Source organism: Allobosea sp., assembly GCF_035944895.1.
GTDB lineage: Bacteria > Pseudomonadota > Alphaproteobacteria > Rhizobiales > Beijerinckiaceae > Allobosea.
Genome location: NZ_DASZAT010000005.1, coordinates 157,928 through 173,687 on the forward strand (window position 1 = coordinate 157,928; position 15,760 = coordinate 173,687).

8 protein-coding genes are annotated in these 15,760 nt (G+C 67.9%); 3 read left to right on the top strand and 5 right to left on the bottom strand.

Annotated elements, in window-relative coordinates:
• Positions 1–100: 100 nt before the first annotated feature.
• The 3 genes from phnD to VGV58_RS03215 all read right to left on the bottom strand — a co-directional run bounded on the left by phnD (position 101) and on the right by VGV58_RS03215 (position 2,674).
• On the bottom strand, positions 101–1,018 hold the full coding sequence (gene phnD, locus VGV58_RS03205) for a phosphonate ABC transporter substrate-binding protein (protein ID WP_326872529.1): 918 nt from the start codon (positions 1,016–1,018) through the stop codon (positions 101–103).
• 74 nt (positions 1,019–1,092) lie between these two features.
• Positions 1,093–1,911, bottom strand: a complete 819-nt coding sequence (gene phnC / locus VGV58_RS03210) for a phosphonate ABC transporter ATP-binding protein (protein WP_326872530.1) — start codon at positions 1,909–1,911, stop codon at positions 1,093–1,095.
• Between the two features lie 148 nt (positions 1,912–2,059).
• A complete protein-coding gene (locus VGV58_RS03215) occupies positions 2,060–2,674 on the bottom strand; it encodes a TetR/AcrR family transcriptional regulator (protein WP_326872531.1) in 615 nt (204 codons plus the stop codon).
• Positions 2,675–2,810: 136 nt separating this feature from the next.
• Here VGV58_RS03215 and VGV58_RS03220 point away from each other — a divergent pair, with 136 nt between their 5' ends.
• From VGV58_RS03220 to VGV58_RS03230, 3 genes are all read left to right on the top strand, one after another.
• Entirely contained in the window at positions 2,811–3,935 is a 1,125-nt protein-coding gene (locus VGV58_RS03220; protein ID WP_326872532.1) for an efflux RND transporter periplasmic adaptor subunit, read from the top strand.
• A complete protein-coding gene (locus tag VGV58_RS03225; protein ID WP_326872533.1) occupies positions 3,932–7,006 on the top strand; it encodes an efflux RND transporter permease subunit in 3,075 nt (1,024 codons plus the stop codon). The genes VGV58_RS03220 and VGV58_RS03225 overlap by 4 nt, the downstream gene beginning before the upstream one ends.
• Positions 7,007–7,154: 148 nt before the next feature.
• Complete coding sequence (locus tag VGV58_RS03230) at positions 7,155–8,135, top strand: tripartite tricarboxylate transporter substrate-binding protein (RefSeq protein ID WP_326872534.1); 981 nt, start codon at positions 7,155–7,157, stop codon at positions 8,133–8,135.
• Between the two features lie 4 nt (positions 8,136–8,139).
• Here the strand turns inward: VGV58_RS03230 and pbpC are convergent, their stop codons facing one another.
• Both pbpC and VGV58_RS03240 read right to left on the bottom strand, forming a co-directional pair.
• Complete coding sequence (gene pbpC, locus VGV58_RS03235) at positions 8,140–10,296, bottom strand: penicillin-binding protein 1C (protein ID WP_326872535.1); 2,157 nt, start codon at positions 10,294–10,296, stop codon at positions 8,140–8,142.
• A gap of 95 nt (positions 10,297–10,391) precedes the next feature.
• Complete coding sequence (locus VGV58_RS03240; protein WP_326872536.1) at positions 10,392–15,641, bottom strand: alpha-2-macroglobulin family protein; 5,250 nt, start codon at positions 15,639–15,641, stop codon at positions 10,392–10,394.
• Positions 15,642–15,760: the final 119 nt, after the last annotated feature.

Consider the following 15,760-nt stretch of genomic DNA (forward strand, 5'->3'; position numbering starts at 1 on the left):
AGAGCGCGGCGCGGCCGCCCCAATGTCGAGAATGATGCGGTGAGGGCGGTCCCTCACCCCCGGCCCCTCTCCCATCCGGGAGAGGGGAGGGAGCGCATGCTTACGACGACTTCTTCTTGCGGAGAGCGTCGACGAACTTGTTCAGCTCGATGATCGGGTCGTAGGCCTTGTTGTCGACGGCGACGAGCGGGCCCTGCTTGCCTTCATAGATCTTGTCGAAGGCGGCCTTGTCCTTGGTGGCGAGGTTCAGCACCGCGTCGCGGATCGAGGCCTTGAGCGCATCCGGGAGGTCGCTGAGATAAGCCATCGGCGAGTTCACGATCTGCTCGGACTTGTAGATGATGCGGAAATCCTCCGCCTTGACCATCTTCTTGCGGTCCATGCGCAGCAGGTTCGATTCCTGCTCGTCGTTCCACCAATTGGCGGCGACGTCGACGGTACCCTGGCCGAGCGCGATGACCGCGTTCTCGTGGCTGCCGGTGTAGACGACCTTGCCGAAGAAGGTCTCAGGCTCGATCTTCATGCCGTCGAGCGCAAAGCGCGGCACATTGTTGCCCGAGGTCGAGTTCGGGTCGACCAGGCCGAGATTCTTGCCCTTGAGGTCTTCGATCTTCTGATAGGGCGAGTCCTTCTTCACGTAGAAGACCGAATAGTAGCCCTTGGTGCCATCGATATTGGTCTCGATCGCGAAGGCATCGACCTTGGCGCCGGTCATCAGCGCGCGGGCGAAGGAGGCCGGGCCATACATGCCGATATGGATGTTGCCGGCGCGCTGGCCTTCGATGATCGCGGCATAGTCGTTGGCGATGCGCAGCGTGACCTTGGTGCCGAGTTCCTTGGCCAGATAGTTCACGAAGGGGGTGTAGCGCTCGACCACGCCCGAGGCGTTCTCGGAGGGGATGATGGCGAAGACGAGCTCGGGATACTTCGCCTTCCAGTCCTGGGCGAAAGCCGGGGCGGCGAGCGTCGCGGCGAGGCCGGCCGCGGCGAGCGTGAGGGTATGACGGCGGGTCAGCATGGTGGTGCTCCTTTGGAAAGATCGGTGGTGAAAGGTCAGGCGTAAGGGCAGGCCCGGGCGCGCCGCCGGCTGTCTCAGGCGGCGTTCTGCTTGGCGCGCTTGGCTTCCTGGCTGGCGATGGCGTCGAGCGCGTCGAGCGCCTCCGCCCCGGCATCCTTGGCCTCGATGCCGTAGAGCTCGGCGGCGAGCTCGCTGGTCAGTGCGTGCGGCGGGCCGTCGAACACGACCTTGCCGGCGGCCATGCCGATCAGCCGGTCGCAGTACTTCGCGGCGATGTCGAGATGGTGGAGATTGCAGACCACCGTGATGCCGTCCTCGCGATTGATGCGGAACAGCGCGTCCATGACGACCTGGGTGTTGCGCGGGTCGAGCGAGGCGATCGGCTCGTCGGCGAGGATGATCTTGGGTTCCTGCACCAAAGCGCGGGCGATGGCGACGCGCTGCTGCTGGCCGCCGGACAACGTCTCGGCGCGCTGGGCGAGCAGATGGCCCATGTCGAGGCGCTCGAGCGCGGCGATGGCGCGGACCTTGTCGTCCTGCGAGAAGCTCTTGACCAGGGTCAGCGCGGCTGAGCGGTGGTTGAGGCGGCCGAGCAGGACATTGGTCAGCACGTCCAGGCGGCCGACCAGGTTGAACTGCTGGAAGATCATCGCGGTGTCGCGTCGCCAGGCCCGCAGCGCCGCGCCGCGCAGGGCGGTGACGTCACGCTCTTCGCTGAGGATGCGGCCCTCGCTGGCGTCGGCGAGGCGGTTCAGCATGCGCAGCAGCGTCGACTTGCCGGCGCCCGAACGGCCGATGATGCCGACCATCTCGCCGCGCGGAATCGACAGGGTGACGTTGTCGACGGCGGCCTTGCCGCCGAAACGCTTGGTCAGACCCTCGATACGCAGCATCAACACTCTCCCGCGATTGCGGAATGATGCGGTATCGGCGGCAGATGACAGCGCCGTGACAGGAGGCGCATTCCGGGACGATCACGGTGGAGGGCCGGTCATAGACCGTCAACCATGAGGTCCGCGCCGGCCGGCAAAAGGCGGCGCGTCAGGCCGCCCGCAGCAGCAGATCGACGCAGGCGGCGACATAGGCCCTGCGCTCGGTATCGGGAACGGGCGCGATGCCGAGCAGGCCGCGGACCTGATGGAAGCCGCGCAGCATGCCGATGAATTGCTCGGCGAGCCGGTCCGCTTCCTCGCGGGCCAGCGGCCGCGGCAGGCCATCACCCGATCGTGATCGCTGCGCCAGCAAGGCAGAGAGTTCCGTGATCATGTGGCCTGCCCCAGCCTCGTACGCCGCCTGTCCCAATTCGGGAAAGCGGGCGGAGGCCCCGACGATCAGGCGATGCAGATCGAGCGAGGCCGGATGCAGCATCATCGCCAGCGCATCCTCGCCGAGACGCAGCAAGATGGTGCGCAGATCGCCGGCTTCGCTCGCCGGCTGGCGCAGCGGAATCGTCAGTTTTTCAGTGAGTTCGCTGCAGATCGCCAGGAACAGCGCCTGCTTGTCGGCGAAATGGCTGTAGATCGTCTGCTTGGAGACGCCGGCGCGCTGGGCGATCTGGTCGAGGCTGGCGCGGTCGAAGCCCTCGGCCAGGAACGTCTCCGACGCGGCCCTGGTGATCGCGTCATGTTTATCCGGCCGTGATTTTTCGGCCGGCATCGGTCTTGCTTCTGCAGCGGTGGCGCTACCGCGTCCGTGCATTGATCATTCCGTCACGCTTCCGCCCTTAAAGGGTGCTTATCAAACTAGACCGTCCAGTCTAGAATATGTCCGTACTCCCGGAGCGTCCAGCCTGATGAAGCGTTTTCTCCTCCTTATCCTGATCGCCGGGCTGGCGGGTGGCGGGTATTACGGCTACCGCAACCACTTCAAGGGCGGCGGCCAGCAGGCGCAGGCGCAAGCGACCGGCCCCGGACAGGCGGCCGGCGTGCCGGTCGAGGTCGGCGCGATTGAGCTCGCCTCCGTCAATGAGGAGGTCGAGGCTCTCGGCACGCTCGCCGCCGACGAATCCGTGGTGATCGCTCCCGAAATGGCTGGCCGCGTCGTTGCGCTCGGCTTCAAGGAGGGCGAGAAGGTCGCCAAGGACCAGAAGCTGGTCATGCTCGACACCGCCATGCTCGACGCCGAGCTGAAGCAGGCCCAGGCCGATCTCTCGCTCGCCCGCGACACACATGACCGCAACCGCTCGCTGGTGCAGCGCGGCTCGGGCACTCAGGTCGCGCTGGAGCAGGCGACGGCGCAGCTCGCTTCGCAGGAGGCGAAGATCCAGCTCGTCCAGGCCAAGCTGGCTCTGGCGACGATCAAGGCGCCGTTCACCGGCGTGGTCGGCCTGCGCGCGGTCGGCGTCGGCGACTATGTCTCGGTCGGCAAGCAGTTGATCACACTGACCAATATCGACCCGATCAAGGTCGATTTCCGCGTGCCCGAGATCTACATGACCCAGCTCAAGGTCGGCCAGCCGATCCAGCTCAAGGTCGATGCGGTGCCCGACCGACCCTTCACCGGGCAGGTCTTCGCGATCGATCCGGTGGTCGACGTCAACGGCCGCGCCGTCAGGCTGCGCGCCACCATCCCCAATGGCGACCTCGTGCTGAAGCCCGGCCTGTTCGCCCGCGTCACCGTGGTGGTCGACAAGCGTGACAACGCCCTGCTCGTGCCCGAGACCGCGGTCGTGCCCGATGGCGTCGGCAAGGCGGTCTTCGTCATCGAGGGCGGCAAGGCGCGACGCATGCCGGTCGAGCTCGGCAAGCGCCTGCTCGGCAAGGTCGAGGTGGTGAAGGGGCTGAAGCCCGGCCAGCAGATCGTCACCGCCGGCCAGATGCGCCTGCGCGACGGCTCGGCCGTGGCGATCAAGGAAAAGGCCGCGGTCCAGACCAGCGCGCTGCCGGGTGTCGTGCAGCCAGGTAACGCGCAGCAATGAGCCTGTTCGAGCTCTTCGTCCGCCGGCCGGTCCTCTCGACCGTCCTCAGTCTGCTCGTCGTCCTGATCGGCTTCGTCTCCTATACGCGCCTGACGGTGCGCGAATATCCGAACATCGACGAGCCGATCGTCTCGGTGCAGACGGTCTATCGCGGCGCCAGCGCCGAGATCATCGAGACGCAGGTCACGCAGATCCTGGAGAACTCGATCGCCGGCATCGAAGGCATCGAGATCATCAACTCGACCAGCCGCCAGGAGCGCAGCCAGATCTCGGTGCGCTTCCGCCCCGACGTCGATCCCGACGTCGCCGCCTCCGACGTGCGCGACCGCGTCAGCCGCGTGCGCGGCCGCATGCCCGACGAGATCGACGAGCCGATCATCGCCAAGGTCGAGGCCGACGCCCAGCCGGTGATGTATCTGTCGCTGACCAGCAAGCGGCATTCGCCGCTGGAGCTGACCGACTTCGCCGACCGCTTCATCTCTGACCGCGTCCAGAACATCACCGGCGTCGCCGAGGTCCGCATCCTCGGGCAGCGCCAGTTCGCCATGCGCATCTGGCTCGATCGTGCCCGCATGGCTGCCTACAACATCACCGTGCAGGAGATCGAGGGAGCGCTGCGCGCCCAGAACATCGAGATCCCGTCGGGCCGGATCGAGAGCAACGACCGCGAATTCACCGTGCTCTCGCAGACAAGCCTGATCACGCCGGAGCAGTTCCGCGAGATCACGGTCAAGGACGCCAGCGGTTTCCCGGTCAAGCTGCGCGATCTCGCCAAGGTCGAGCTCGGCGCGCGCGAGGAGCGCAATGCCGCCTGGTTCGGCGGCCAGCCTTCGGTGACGATCGGTATCGTCAAGCAGGCCACGGCCAATCCGCTGGACGTCTCCGCCGGCGTCGTCGCGGCGCTGCCGGGCATTCGCGAGGACCTGCCCGACGGCATGTCGATCGCGACCTCCTACGACACCTCGATCTTCATCGATCGCTCGATCAAGGCGGTCTATTCGACGATCGGCGAGGCGGTCGTCCTCGTCGTGCTGATCATCTTCCTGTTCCTGCGTTCGATGAGGGCGACGTTGATCCCGCTCGTCACCATCCCGGTGTCGCTGATCGGCGCCTTCGCGGTGATGTATGCGATGGGTTTCACCGTCAACACGCTGACCCTGCTTTCGATGGTGCTCGCCATCGGCCTCGTCGTCGACGACGCCATCGTCGTGCTCGAGAACGTTCACCGTCATATCGAGGACGGGATGGAACCGAACAAGGCGGCGATCAAGGGCATCAACGAGATCGCCTTCGCGGTTGTCGCGATGACGCTGACGCTGGTCGCGGTCTATGCGCCGATGGCGTTCTCGACCGGGCGCACCGGCAAGCTCTTCGTCGAGTTCGCGCTGACGCTCGCTGGCGCGGTGCTGGTCTCCGGCTTCGTCGCGCTGACGCTGACGCCGATGATGTGCGCCAAGCTGCTGCGCCACGAGAGCAAGCACAATTTCCTCTACAATGCGCTTGAACGCTTCTTCGAGGCGCTCGCCAGCGGCTATCGCCGCTCGCTGCGCTTTGCGCTCAGTGTCCGGCCGGTGATCGTGCTGCTGGCGCTCGGCGTCGCCGGCGGCAGCTATTTCTTCTTCACCAATCTGCGCTCCGAGCTCGCGCCGGTCGAGGATCGCGGCACCATCACCGCGATCGGCGTCGCGCCCGAGGGCGCGACCATGGCCTTCACCGCCGATTATGCCCGGCGGGTCGAGGACTATTTCCGCAAGATCCAGGAGGTCGACACCTATCTCGTCATCGTCGGCTTCCCTGACGTGACGCGGGCGATCGCGTTTGCGCGCCTCAAGCCCTGGGAAGAGCGCCACCGCAAGCAGCAGGACCTCGTCGCCGAGATCAACAAGGGGCTGTCGCAGATCCCCGGCATCCGCCTGTTCGCGACCAATCCGCCCTCGCTCGGCCAGGGCGGCGCCAACAGCAAGCCGGTCGAGTTCGTGCTGCGCTCCTCCGACAGCTATGCCGAGATCAAGCAGAACGTCGATCGCCTGATCGCCGAGGTGCAGGGCAATCCGGCGCTGACGAACATCGAGAGCAACCTCATCCTCGACAAGCCGCAGATCAAGGTCTCGATCGACCGCCAGCGCGCCGCCGATCTCGGCGTCGGCGTCGACGTGATCGGGCGCACCATGGAGACGCTGCTGGGCGGGCGCCAGGTCACCCGCTTCAACATGAACAGCAAGCAGTACGACGTGATGCTGCAGGTCGCCGGTCAGGACCGCAACACGCCCCAGGCCCTGCAGTCGATCTATCTGATCGGCCGCGGCGGTCAGGTCGTGCAGCTCTCCAGCCTGGTCCAGGTCGAGGAGAACGTCGCGCCCAAGGAGCTGATCCGCTTCAACCAGCTGCGCTCGGCGACGATCACGGCGGTGCCGGGGCCGGGCTATTCGCTCGGCGATGCACTCAATGTCTTGGAGCAAGGGGCCGCCAAGGTCCTGCCGACCTCGTTCCAGACCGACTATTCCGGCCAGAGCCGCGAGTTCAAGCAGTCGGGCTCCTCGATCCTGCTCGTCTTCCTGCTGGCGCTCGGCTTCATCTATCTGGTGCTGGCGGCGCAGTTCGAGAGCTTCGTGGATCCCGTCGTGATCATGGTCTCGGTGCCGCTCTCGATCACCGGCGCGCTGGCGGCGCTCTATTTCTCCGGCGGCACGCTCAACGTTTACAGCCAGATCGGTCTGATCACGCTGGTCGGGCTGATCACCAAGCACGGCATCCTGATCCTCGAATTCACCAACCAGCTGCGCGAGGAGGGCCGGGAGCTCGTCGATGCCCTGGTCGAGGCGGCGGAGCTGCGCCTGCGTCCGATCCTGATGACGACGGGCGCGATGGTGCTCGGTGCCGTGCCGCTGGCGCTGGCGGAAGGCGCCGGCGCCGAGAGCCGCTCGCAGATCGGCTGGGTCATCGTCGGCGGCATGACCTTCGGCACGCTGCTCACGCTCTATGTCGTGCCGGTGGCCTACAGCTACATGGCGCGGACCAAGCACGGCTCGCGCCATGCTCCGACGGAGGCACATCCGCAGCCGGCGGAATGATCGGCGATTCCGGGTAGAGGATATCCGGATAGCCCATAGCGGAAACCCCTATTCGCTTTCACCGCCGCCCGACGCTAACCCGTCCGGCGGCGGCGCCCAATGAGCGAGAATTCAGGCAGCCGTCCGTAATCTGAACGGGAGGAACGGCATGAAGGTTGGCTTCTGGCTCAAGGCTGCGGCGCTCGCCGCCTGTATGACGAGCTCGATCGCGCAGGCGCAGACCTTCCCGAGCAAGCCGGTCACCATGCTGATCCCGTTCGCGGCGGGCGGGCCGACCGACGTGGTCGGGCGTCTCGTCGGCGAGCATATGAGCCGCACGCTCGGCCAGCCGGTGATCATCGAGAACGCGGTCGGCGCCGCCGGCACGCTTGCCGGGCAGCGCCTGATGACCGCGCCCGCCGATGGCCATGTCATCCTGATCGGCCATACCGGCACGCATGCCGCGGCGGTCTCGCTCAACCCGAACCTGAAATACCGGCCGGTCGAGGACTTTGCCCCGGTTGGGCTGGTCAACACCAATCCGATCTTCCTGACCGTGCGCAAGACTCACCCGAGCACGACGCTTGCCGAGTTCGTCAGCTGGGTGAAGGCGAACGAGAAAGCGGCGAGCAATGCCCATGCCGGTGTCGGCTCGGTCAGCCACACCACCTGCCTGCTGTTTAACACCGTCGTCGGGGTGAAGCCGAACGGCGTGCCCTATCGCGGTACCGGCCCGGCGATGAACGATCTCGTCGCCGGCCAGGTCGACTATCTCTGCGACCAGGCGGTGAACGTTGCCCCGCAGCACCGCGCCGGTACGATCAAGACGCTCGCGGTCGCCTCGACGGCCCGCGCGACGGCGTTGCCGGACGTGCCGACCAGCACGGAAGCCGGCGTGCCCGGCTTCAAGGTCGAGGTCTGGAACGCGATGTTCGCGCCGAAGGACACGCCGGCGCCGGTCGTTGCCAAGCTGAACCAGGCGCTGAAGGCGGCGCTAGCCGATGCGACGGTCAAGGCCAAGCTCAACGAGCTCGGAGCCGAAATCCCCTCGGCCGAACTGCAGGAACCGGCCGGTTTGCGCAGCTTCGTCGGGGCAGAGATCGAACGCTGGGCGCCGATCATCAAGGCGAGCGGCGTCAAGATCGAGTGAGGGGCTACTGCAGCCGGACCGAGACGCTCTCGCTGGCGCCGGCTGCGTCGATCACGGATATCCGGACAAAGCCCTTGCCGGGCGGCTGCCAGGCGGCCTCCCGGCGTTTCACTGCCGCCATCACCGGTGCGCCGTCGATCAGCCAGGTAAACGGAGCGACGCCGCCGGAGACCTTCAGGTTGAGCTGCGGGGCGCCGTCGACCGAGGAGGCGGCGAGATCGATCTTCGCGCCTTCGGGCGGGAAGGCGAGCTTGAGGCCGGGCGTCGCCAGCGCGGTGACCGTCTTGGGCACGTCCTGGCGCAAATGCCGGAGCGGCGGCGGCAGCGTTGCGCTGCTGGCGGTAATGGTGCCGGGCGGCTGTACGAAGGGGCGCGGATCGAGGCCGATGCGGGCAAAGGCGTCGAACAGGATCGGCGCCGCGACCACGCGCCCGACGAGGCCGGGCACCGCGCCGTTGTCAGGCCGGCCGACCCAGACGCCGATCGTGTGCTTATGGTCGAAGCCGACGGCCCAGGCATCGCGATAGCCGTAAGACGTGCCGGTCTTGTAGGCGATCCGGCCGGGTGGAGCGTTGAGCGGTGGCGGCGCGCCGAGCAAGGTATCGGCGACATACCAGGCGGCGACCGGCTCGACGAGGCGCAAGGGCGGCTCGGCCACGCCGCTCGCCGGCTTCACACGCAACGGCACGACCTCACCGCCGCGGGCGAGGCCGACATAGAGCCGCGTCAGGTCGGAGAGCGTGATGCCGAGACCGCCGAGGCCGATGGCGAGGCCGGGTGCGCCGCCATCCCTGGGCATCGCGATTGCGGCGCCGGCATCCTTCAAGCGCGACAGGAAGCGCTGCGGGCCCAGAGCCGAGAGCAGTTCGACCGCCGGCAGGTTGAGCGAGAGCTGCAGCGCCTTGCGGGCGCTGACCATGCCCTGGAAGCCGAGGTCGAAATTCTCGGGAACATAGAGGCCGTAGCGGGTCGGCCGGTCCTCCAGCATCGTCTCGGGATGGGCGAGGCCGTTGTCGAAGGCGAGCGCGTAGATGAAGGGCTTCAGCGCCGAGCCGGGCGAGCGCAGCGCCTGCGTCAGGTCGAGCGAGCCGGCGCGCCCGGCGTCGAAATAATCGACACCGCCGATCGAGGCGCGGATCTCGCCGGTCTCGTTGTCGGCGACCAGGATGGCGATCGAGAGCTGCGGGCCCTGGCCGATGGCGCGCTCGCGGGCGAGCTGCTCCAGGCTCGCCTGCCAGCGCGCCTCGATGGTCAGGCGCTGGCTGCGCTGCTCCGGCGCTTCGGCGACGACCTGCTCGGCTGTATGCGGGGCGAGATTGGGGAAGGGCTTGCGCGCCGTCGGCACCGGCTCCTCGCGCGCGGCGGCGACCTCGTCCGGTGTCGCGAGCCCGGCCGCTTCGACGCGAGCGAGCACGCGTTCGCGAGCTTTGCGCGCGATCTCCGGGAAACGGTCGGGCCTACGCGTCTCGGGCGATTGCGGCAAGGCGACAAGCAGCGCCGCCTCGGCGGTCGAGAGCCGCTTCGGCTCCTTGCCGAAATAGGCGAAGCTCGCGGCGCGCACGCCTTCGAGATTGCCACCGAACGGGGCGAGGGTGAGATAGAGGTCGAGAATTTGCGCCTTGCTGAAGCGCTGCTCGAGTTCGATGGCGCGGACGGCCTGCCTGAGCTTGGCGGAGAGCGAACGTTCCTGGCGCGGTTCGAGCAGGCGGGCGACCTGCATGGTCAGGGTCGAGCCGCCGGAGACGATGCGGCCATTCGCCAGCATCTGCCCGGCCGCCCGCACGACGCCAAGCGGGTCGATGCCGGCATGGTCGTCGAAGCGCTTGTCTTCGAAAGTCTTGAGCATGGAAAGGTAGCGCGGATCGACGTCGTCGGCCTCGACCGGCAGCTTCCAGCGCCCGTCACTGGTGACGAAGGGGCGCAGCAGCTTGCCCTCGCGGTCGAGCACCACCGTCGAGCGATCGCGCGCAGCGGCGAAGTCGATCGGGGGCAGGGTTGAGGCGTACCAGAAGAGGGAGGCGGCGGTGGCGATTACGGAGAGCCCTGCCGCGATTGTACCGCGCAAAGCCCATTTCCCGATAAGTGCGGGAGCCCTCCCCCCTTGTGGGGGAGGGTTTGGGAGGGGGGTGACTGGGTGAGCGGGTTCATCGCCCTGGACCATTCCCGGCCGCACGGCTGACTACCCCCCTCTCCATCTCTCCCCCACAAGGGGGGAGAGGGGCGCGTTGCCTGCGCTGTGAGAGCCTGGCATCGCCGTCACCTTGCCGAGGTGATCTCGATCGTGCCGAAGCCCGTCCGGCCGAAGCGATCCGGCCGGTACATGTCCTCGATCACCGCCGCCGGCGCGACATAGCGACCGGGCGAGACGGCGCGGGCGATATAGGCGACCGTGTAGCTCAGCGGATCGTTCTTGCCGCCGCTGCGCTGGAAGGCCGCGACGAAGCGGTCGTCGCGCGCTTCGGTATGCACCGGCGAGACCTCCTGCTTCAGCCAGTTGAGGCCCTCGACCGAGGCGCCCTCGGTCAGCTTGGCGTTCTCGATCTCGAGGCCGGCCGGGACGGGATCGACCAGCAGCAGGCGGCCATAGCGCGCCGCCGGCTCGGTCACCTTGAGCGCGACGACATAGCGCTCGTTCTGGCGCAGGCGCGAAGGATCGACCCGCTCGCCCTTCATGGTGAAGAGCGTGCGCTCCAGCCCGAAGCCCTGGTTCAGCGCCGGCTCCGGTGTTGACGGGATGCCGGAGACGGTGATCACCGCATTGGCCGAGGCAGTGCCGGGGTTGCCGATGACGAGCGGCTTCGCCTCCAGTGCCGCCTGCGGGATCGTGCGGTAGAGGGCGCCCTTGCGCTCGGTGCCGTCGACGGTCAGCGTCAGGCCGTCGGCATCCTTGGCGATGGCGGCCGCGGCCATCGCCATCCACATGTTCTCCTGCGTCGAGGTGTAGCGCGCGTTCTGGCGGGCGTTCTGGACGATGTCGGCGGCGCGGGAGAGATCGGCGCGCTCGCCATTGCTCTCGGCGATCAAGGTGAGGATGCCGGCGCCGTCGCGCAGCCGCGAGCCGTAATCGGCGCGCGACAGGCCATCGTCGCTGGCTTGTTGAAGCGTCCCCAGCGCGCTGCTGAAAGCCGCGCGGCCGCGGGTGCGGTCGCCGAGCAGCGAGAGCGCGGCGCCGATCTGGGCGCGAGCCAGCGGCGAGGCGAAATCAGCGAGCTTGTTGTCGGCGAGATAGCGCAGATCGCCCATCACCGGCCGGCCATTGCGAGCGAGCACATAGAGGGCATAGGCGATGCCGGCCGCCTCCTCCTTGTTGATCTCGCTGGTGTTGACGACCTGGTTGCGCAGCCGGTCGAGCGCCATGTTGAAGGCGGTCTGCGGCACTGCGAACTGGCGCTCGCGAGCGCGGGTCAGGAAGTCGGTGACGAAGGCGTCGAGCCAGAGATCCTCGCCGCCGACGCTCCACAGGCCGAAGGAGCCGTTATTGCCCTGGCGGGCGAGTACGCGCTCGATCGCGGCCGTGACGCGCTCGTCGGCATTGCCGTCGAGCGCCAGCTGCTGCATCGAGGCGAGCCGGTTGACGACGAGCAACGGCAGCGCCCGGCTGATCGTCTGCTCGGTGCAGCCATAGGGGTAGCGGTCGAGCGCTGCGAGCACCGCCGCGACGTCCAGTGCCGCGACCGGCGAGACCGAGACGGAGACCGCGCCGGAATCCGGCACGAGATCGGCCATCAGGTCAGAGGAGACGGTCAGCGAGCCGCCGCCCGGGATCGGGCGCACGATGCGGCGCGCGATCGTCTGGGTCGAGGGCTGCACGCGCACGGCGAGGTTCTGTACCGTGCCGATGCCGTTCGGGCCGGTGACCTTGACGTCGAAGCTGGCGCGGCCGAGTCCGGCCGCGGTGACCGGGATCGTCAGCGAGCTCTTGGCACCGGCAGCCATGGTCATGCTGCGGCGGGTGGCGTCGGCGGCGACGACGACCGGGCCCTTGACGTCGAGATCGACGAGATAGGAGCCGGCCGGCCCCTCGACATTGTCGATCTGCAGATGGAAGCGCGACTGGTCGCCGAGCGCCAGGAAGCGCGGCAGCGTCGCCTGTGCCACGATCTGGTCGCGCACGAAGACGTCGGCACTGGCCTGGCCGGTGCGGCCGGCGCTCCAGGCCACGGCCATGACGCGGACGGAGCCGTTGAAGGCCGGCAGTTCGAAATCGACCTTGGCGGTGCCGTCGGGCCCGAGCTTGACCACGCCGGAATAGCGCGCCAGCGGCTCCTGCGTCGGCGCCTCGCCATTGAGCTGCGGGGCGGCGTCGCCGCCGGAGCGGATCGCACCGCGCACGCCCTGCATGCCGTCAATCAGATAGCCGTAGAGATCGCGCAGTTCATGGCCGAGCTGGCGCTGGCCGAAGAAGTATTTGCTCGGGTCTGGGCTCTCGAAGCGGGTCAGGTTGAGGATGCCGATATCGACCGCGGCGACGGTGATGAAGGCTTCCTCTCCGGCCTTGGCGCCGGTGACCTTGACCGGGAGCGACAGCGTCGAGAGCGGACGCACCAGATTGGGCGCGCCGAGATCGATGGCGAGGTTGCGCTCCTCCTTGCCGACGCTGAACCAGGCGAGGCCGATGGCGCGGCCGGGCATGCGCTGCGCGGCCGTGTCCATCGGGCGATGGGCGAGCACGACGAGATAGGCGCTGGCTCCCCAGTCCGACTTGGCGGGGATGGTCACGGTCGTGCCGTTGGCGGGCACGTCGACGGTGCGGATCTCGGCGACGCGGTCGCTCATCACCGCCAGCGTCGCCTTGCCGGCGAAGCGCGGGGTGAGGCGCACCTGCATGCTCTCGCCATTGGCGTAGGACGGCTTGTCCAGGGCGACGTCGAGCACATCGGGCTGGTCGGCGGTCTTCTCGGTCTCGTAGCCGACATTGAAGGAGACGCTGGTCTCGGTCGCCTCGCCGCCATCGGCGCTGACGTCGAGCCGGTAATTGCCCCATTGCACAGGAGCGGCGATGCGGGCCGGGGCGTTCTCGGCTACGGCGATCTCACCATCGGCGACGCGGCGGGTCGTCTTCACGCCCTCATAGTTCCAGCGGCCGTCCTGGTAGAACCACTGATAGTTGCGGGTGACTTTGGACAGCGTCCACTTGACACCCTGGCGGGCAATACGGCGGCCATCGCCCTGGGCCATGATCACGTCGAAGGTCGCGGTCTGGCCGTTGCCGAGCTCGCCCTCCTTGAAGGCCTTGCGCACGCCGATGGCGGCGCCCTTGGGCACGATCGGCATGGTGACGGAGCGGGCGATGGCGCGCCCGCCAGGCTCGCCGACGCGCACGGTCAACTCGACTTCGAGCGGCCGGTTGGTTTCGGGTTGGGCGACCGGGTTGGCGATCGTGACCTTGCCGTCGGCGCCGGTCTTGGCGGCGTCCTCGAACTCGCTCTGCTGCGGCTCGAAGGCCTCGTCGGTCAGGCCGACCTCGTAGCCGGCGAAACCGGGGATCGCGGTCTCCGAGGCAGAGCGCACGGTCATCGAGCCGGTGACGTCGAGATCGGAGCCGGGCGCGCCATAGAGATAGCGGGCATTGACGTCGATCTCGGTCGGCTCGCCGGCCTGCAGCACCTGCTTCTTCGGGGCGAGCGTCAGTTCCAGCCGCTCGGGGACATAGTCCTCGACCAGGAAGGAGATCTCGCCGATCGCGGCGCCCTTGGGATCGGAATAGGCCTGGACGCGCCAGGTGCCGGTCTGGGCGCCGGAGATCAGCGGGATCGAATGGGCGCGTCCGCCGGCGCCCTGGTCCTCGACCTGGCGGCGGCGATACTCGACGCCATCAGGCCGCCGGACGACGAGGGTCAGCGGCAGGCCGGCGACGGCGGCGCCCTTGGCGTCGCGCAGCAGCGTCGTCAGGTAGACGGTCTCGCCGGAGCGATAGACGCCGCGCTCGGTGTAGAGGAAGGCGTCGAGCCCGGTGGGGGCGACCCGGCCCTTCACGCCGCGATCCGACAGGTCGAAGGCGGTCTGCTTCAGGTCGAGGAAGCCGTAATCCTCGGCCAGGCTGGCGGTGACGAGGCCGGGCGCATTGCCGCCCTGGCCCTTACCGAGCGCCGCGTCGAAGCGGGCATAGCCGTCGCGATCGGAGCGGACGGTCGCCAGCACCTCGTTGTTCCTGGCGATCAGGCGTAGTTCCGCATTGGCGACGGGCGAGGCGTCTGCAAGCGAGCGCACCAGCACATGCACGCCGTCCGGCCCGGAGAAGGAGGTCAGGCCGAGATCGGAGACGACGAACCATTGCGTCGCGCGGGTGGTGCCATCGTAGTCGTAGTCGGAATCGCTGTCCGAGCTGCTCGCGGTTTTGGTGGTGCCGGTCGGCTTGGCGAACATCACATAGACGCCGGGCTGGAGCCGGCCGACGGCCTCCAGCACCGGGAAAGCGGTGGTGACGTCCTTGTTGAGCTCGGATTTGACCGCCATCGTGCCCTTCCAGACGCTCGAACCCTTGTCCGAGGCGATCTGGTTGGCGTTGTAGCTGCCGAGCTGGCTGAGGAAGTCGTCGGAATGGACCGAGCCGATCAGGTTGCGGTCGCCGATGCGCATCACCTCGAGATCGAGGCTGTCGGCATTGACCGAGACCACCGGCACGCCCTGCTGGCCGGTGCGGGGCAGCACGTAGTTCTTGCCGGTGAAGCGTACGGAGGGCGCGCGATCGCGGACATAGACCTCGTAATCGGCCGATTTCAGCAGCTTCTCGTCGGGGAGGGCCGAGGGTACGCCCTGGCGGATGACGAAGCCGTAGCGCTCGCCATGACGCAGGCCATCGACGCAGAGCTGGCGATCCTCGCCGCTGACGGCGAAATCGCCCTTGCCGGTGATGGCGACGTAAGGCGCGAAATCGACGCCGCTGCGTGCCAGGGGCTCGGAAAACTGGAAGCAGGCGCGCGGGCTCGCCGCGTCGGAATCGACCTTGTTGGAGAGCAGGCGGAAGCCGCGCTGGGCCCGCAGCGCCTCATAGTCGGTGCGCAGCGAAGCGTTGTCGGAAAGATCGAGGCTGAGGCGATAGGTCGTCAGCGCCGGGCGCCAGAGCTCGTGCTTCTCGAAGACGCGGGCGAGCACGCCGAGCGAGGAGGCCTCGTCATTGCGCGAGGTCGAGCGTTGATAGGCGAGATAGGCGGCGCTGACCGCGCGCTCGCGCAATTCGTAGCGCTCGCGATAGTCGCGCGGCTCGATGCCGCTGGCCGCCTGCGCCATCAGGCGCCAGCCGCCGGGATTGGTGGGATCGGCGACTGCGGCAGCGTTGGCGAGCGGCAGGGCGGCGCGGGCATCGCCGCGGGAGAGGGCGGCGGTGCCGTCGCGAAGCAAGGTGGCGAAGGGGCGCTGGCCGGCCGAGACCTCGCGCTTCAGGCGTTCCTCCAGGCGCTGGCCGTCGCTGGCGAGATCGGGCCGGACATAGGCCTTCTGGGCGAAAGCGGGTCCGGCGGCGACAGTCAGGCCAAGCAGGAGGGCGAGACGGACGAGATGGCGCATGGCTCGGTCTCCGAAAAGGCGGGCGGCCGGATAGTTGCCGCGGCAGGCGTCGACGTGATGACGGGTCATCGCATCGGGCCACGCGAAGCTAGCACCCGGCGCGTCGGGCGCAACTCGGC

What these genes read in the sequence shown, in the direction of transcription:
- phnD (WP_326872529.1), bottom strand. Translation starts at nt 1,018, where the DNA reads ATGCTGACCCGCCGTCATACCCTCACGCTCGCCGCGGCCGGCCTCGCC.
- phnC (WP_326872530.1), bottom strand. Translation starts at nt 1,911, where the DNA reads ATGCTGCGTATCGAGGGTCTGACCAAGCGTTTCGGCGGCAAGGCCGCC.
- VGV58_RS03215 (WP_326872531.1), bottom strand. Translation starts at nt 2,674, where the DNA reads ATGCCGGCCGAAAAATCACGGCCGGATAAACATGACGCGATCACCAGG.
- VGV58_RS03220 (WP_326872532.1), top strand. Translation starts at nt 2,811, where the DNA reads ATGAAGCGTTTTCTCCTCCTTATCCTGATCGCCGGGCTGGCGGGTGGC.
- VGV58_RS03225 (WP_326872533.1), top strand. Translation starts at nt 3,932, where the DNA reads ATGAGCCTGTTCGAGCTCTTCGTCCGCCGGCCGGTCCTCTCGACCGTC.
- VGV58_RS03230 (WP_326872534.1), top strand. Translation starts at nt 7,155, where the DNA reads ATGAAGGTTGGCTTCTGGCTCAAGGCTGCGGCGCTCGCCGCCTGTATG.
- pbpC (WP_326872535.1), bottom strand. Translation starts at nt 10,296, where the DNA reads ATGGTCCAGGGCGATGAACCCGCTCACCCAGTCACCCCCCTCCCAAAC.
- VGV58_RS03240 (WP_326872536.1), bottom strand. Translation starts at nt 15,641, where the DNA reads ATGCGCCATCTCGTCCGTCTCGCCCTCCTGCTTGGCCTGACTGTCGCC.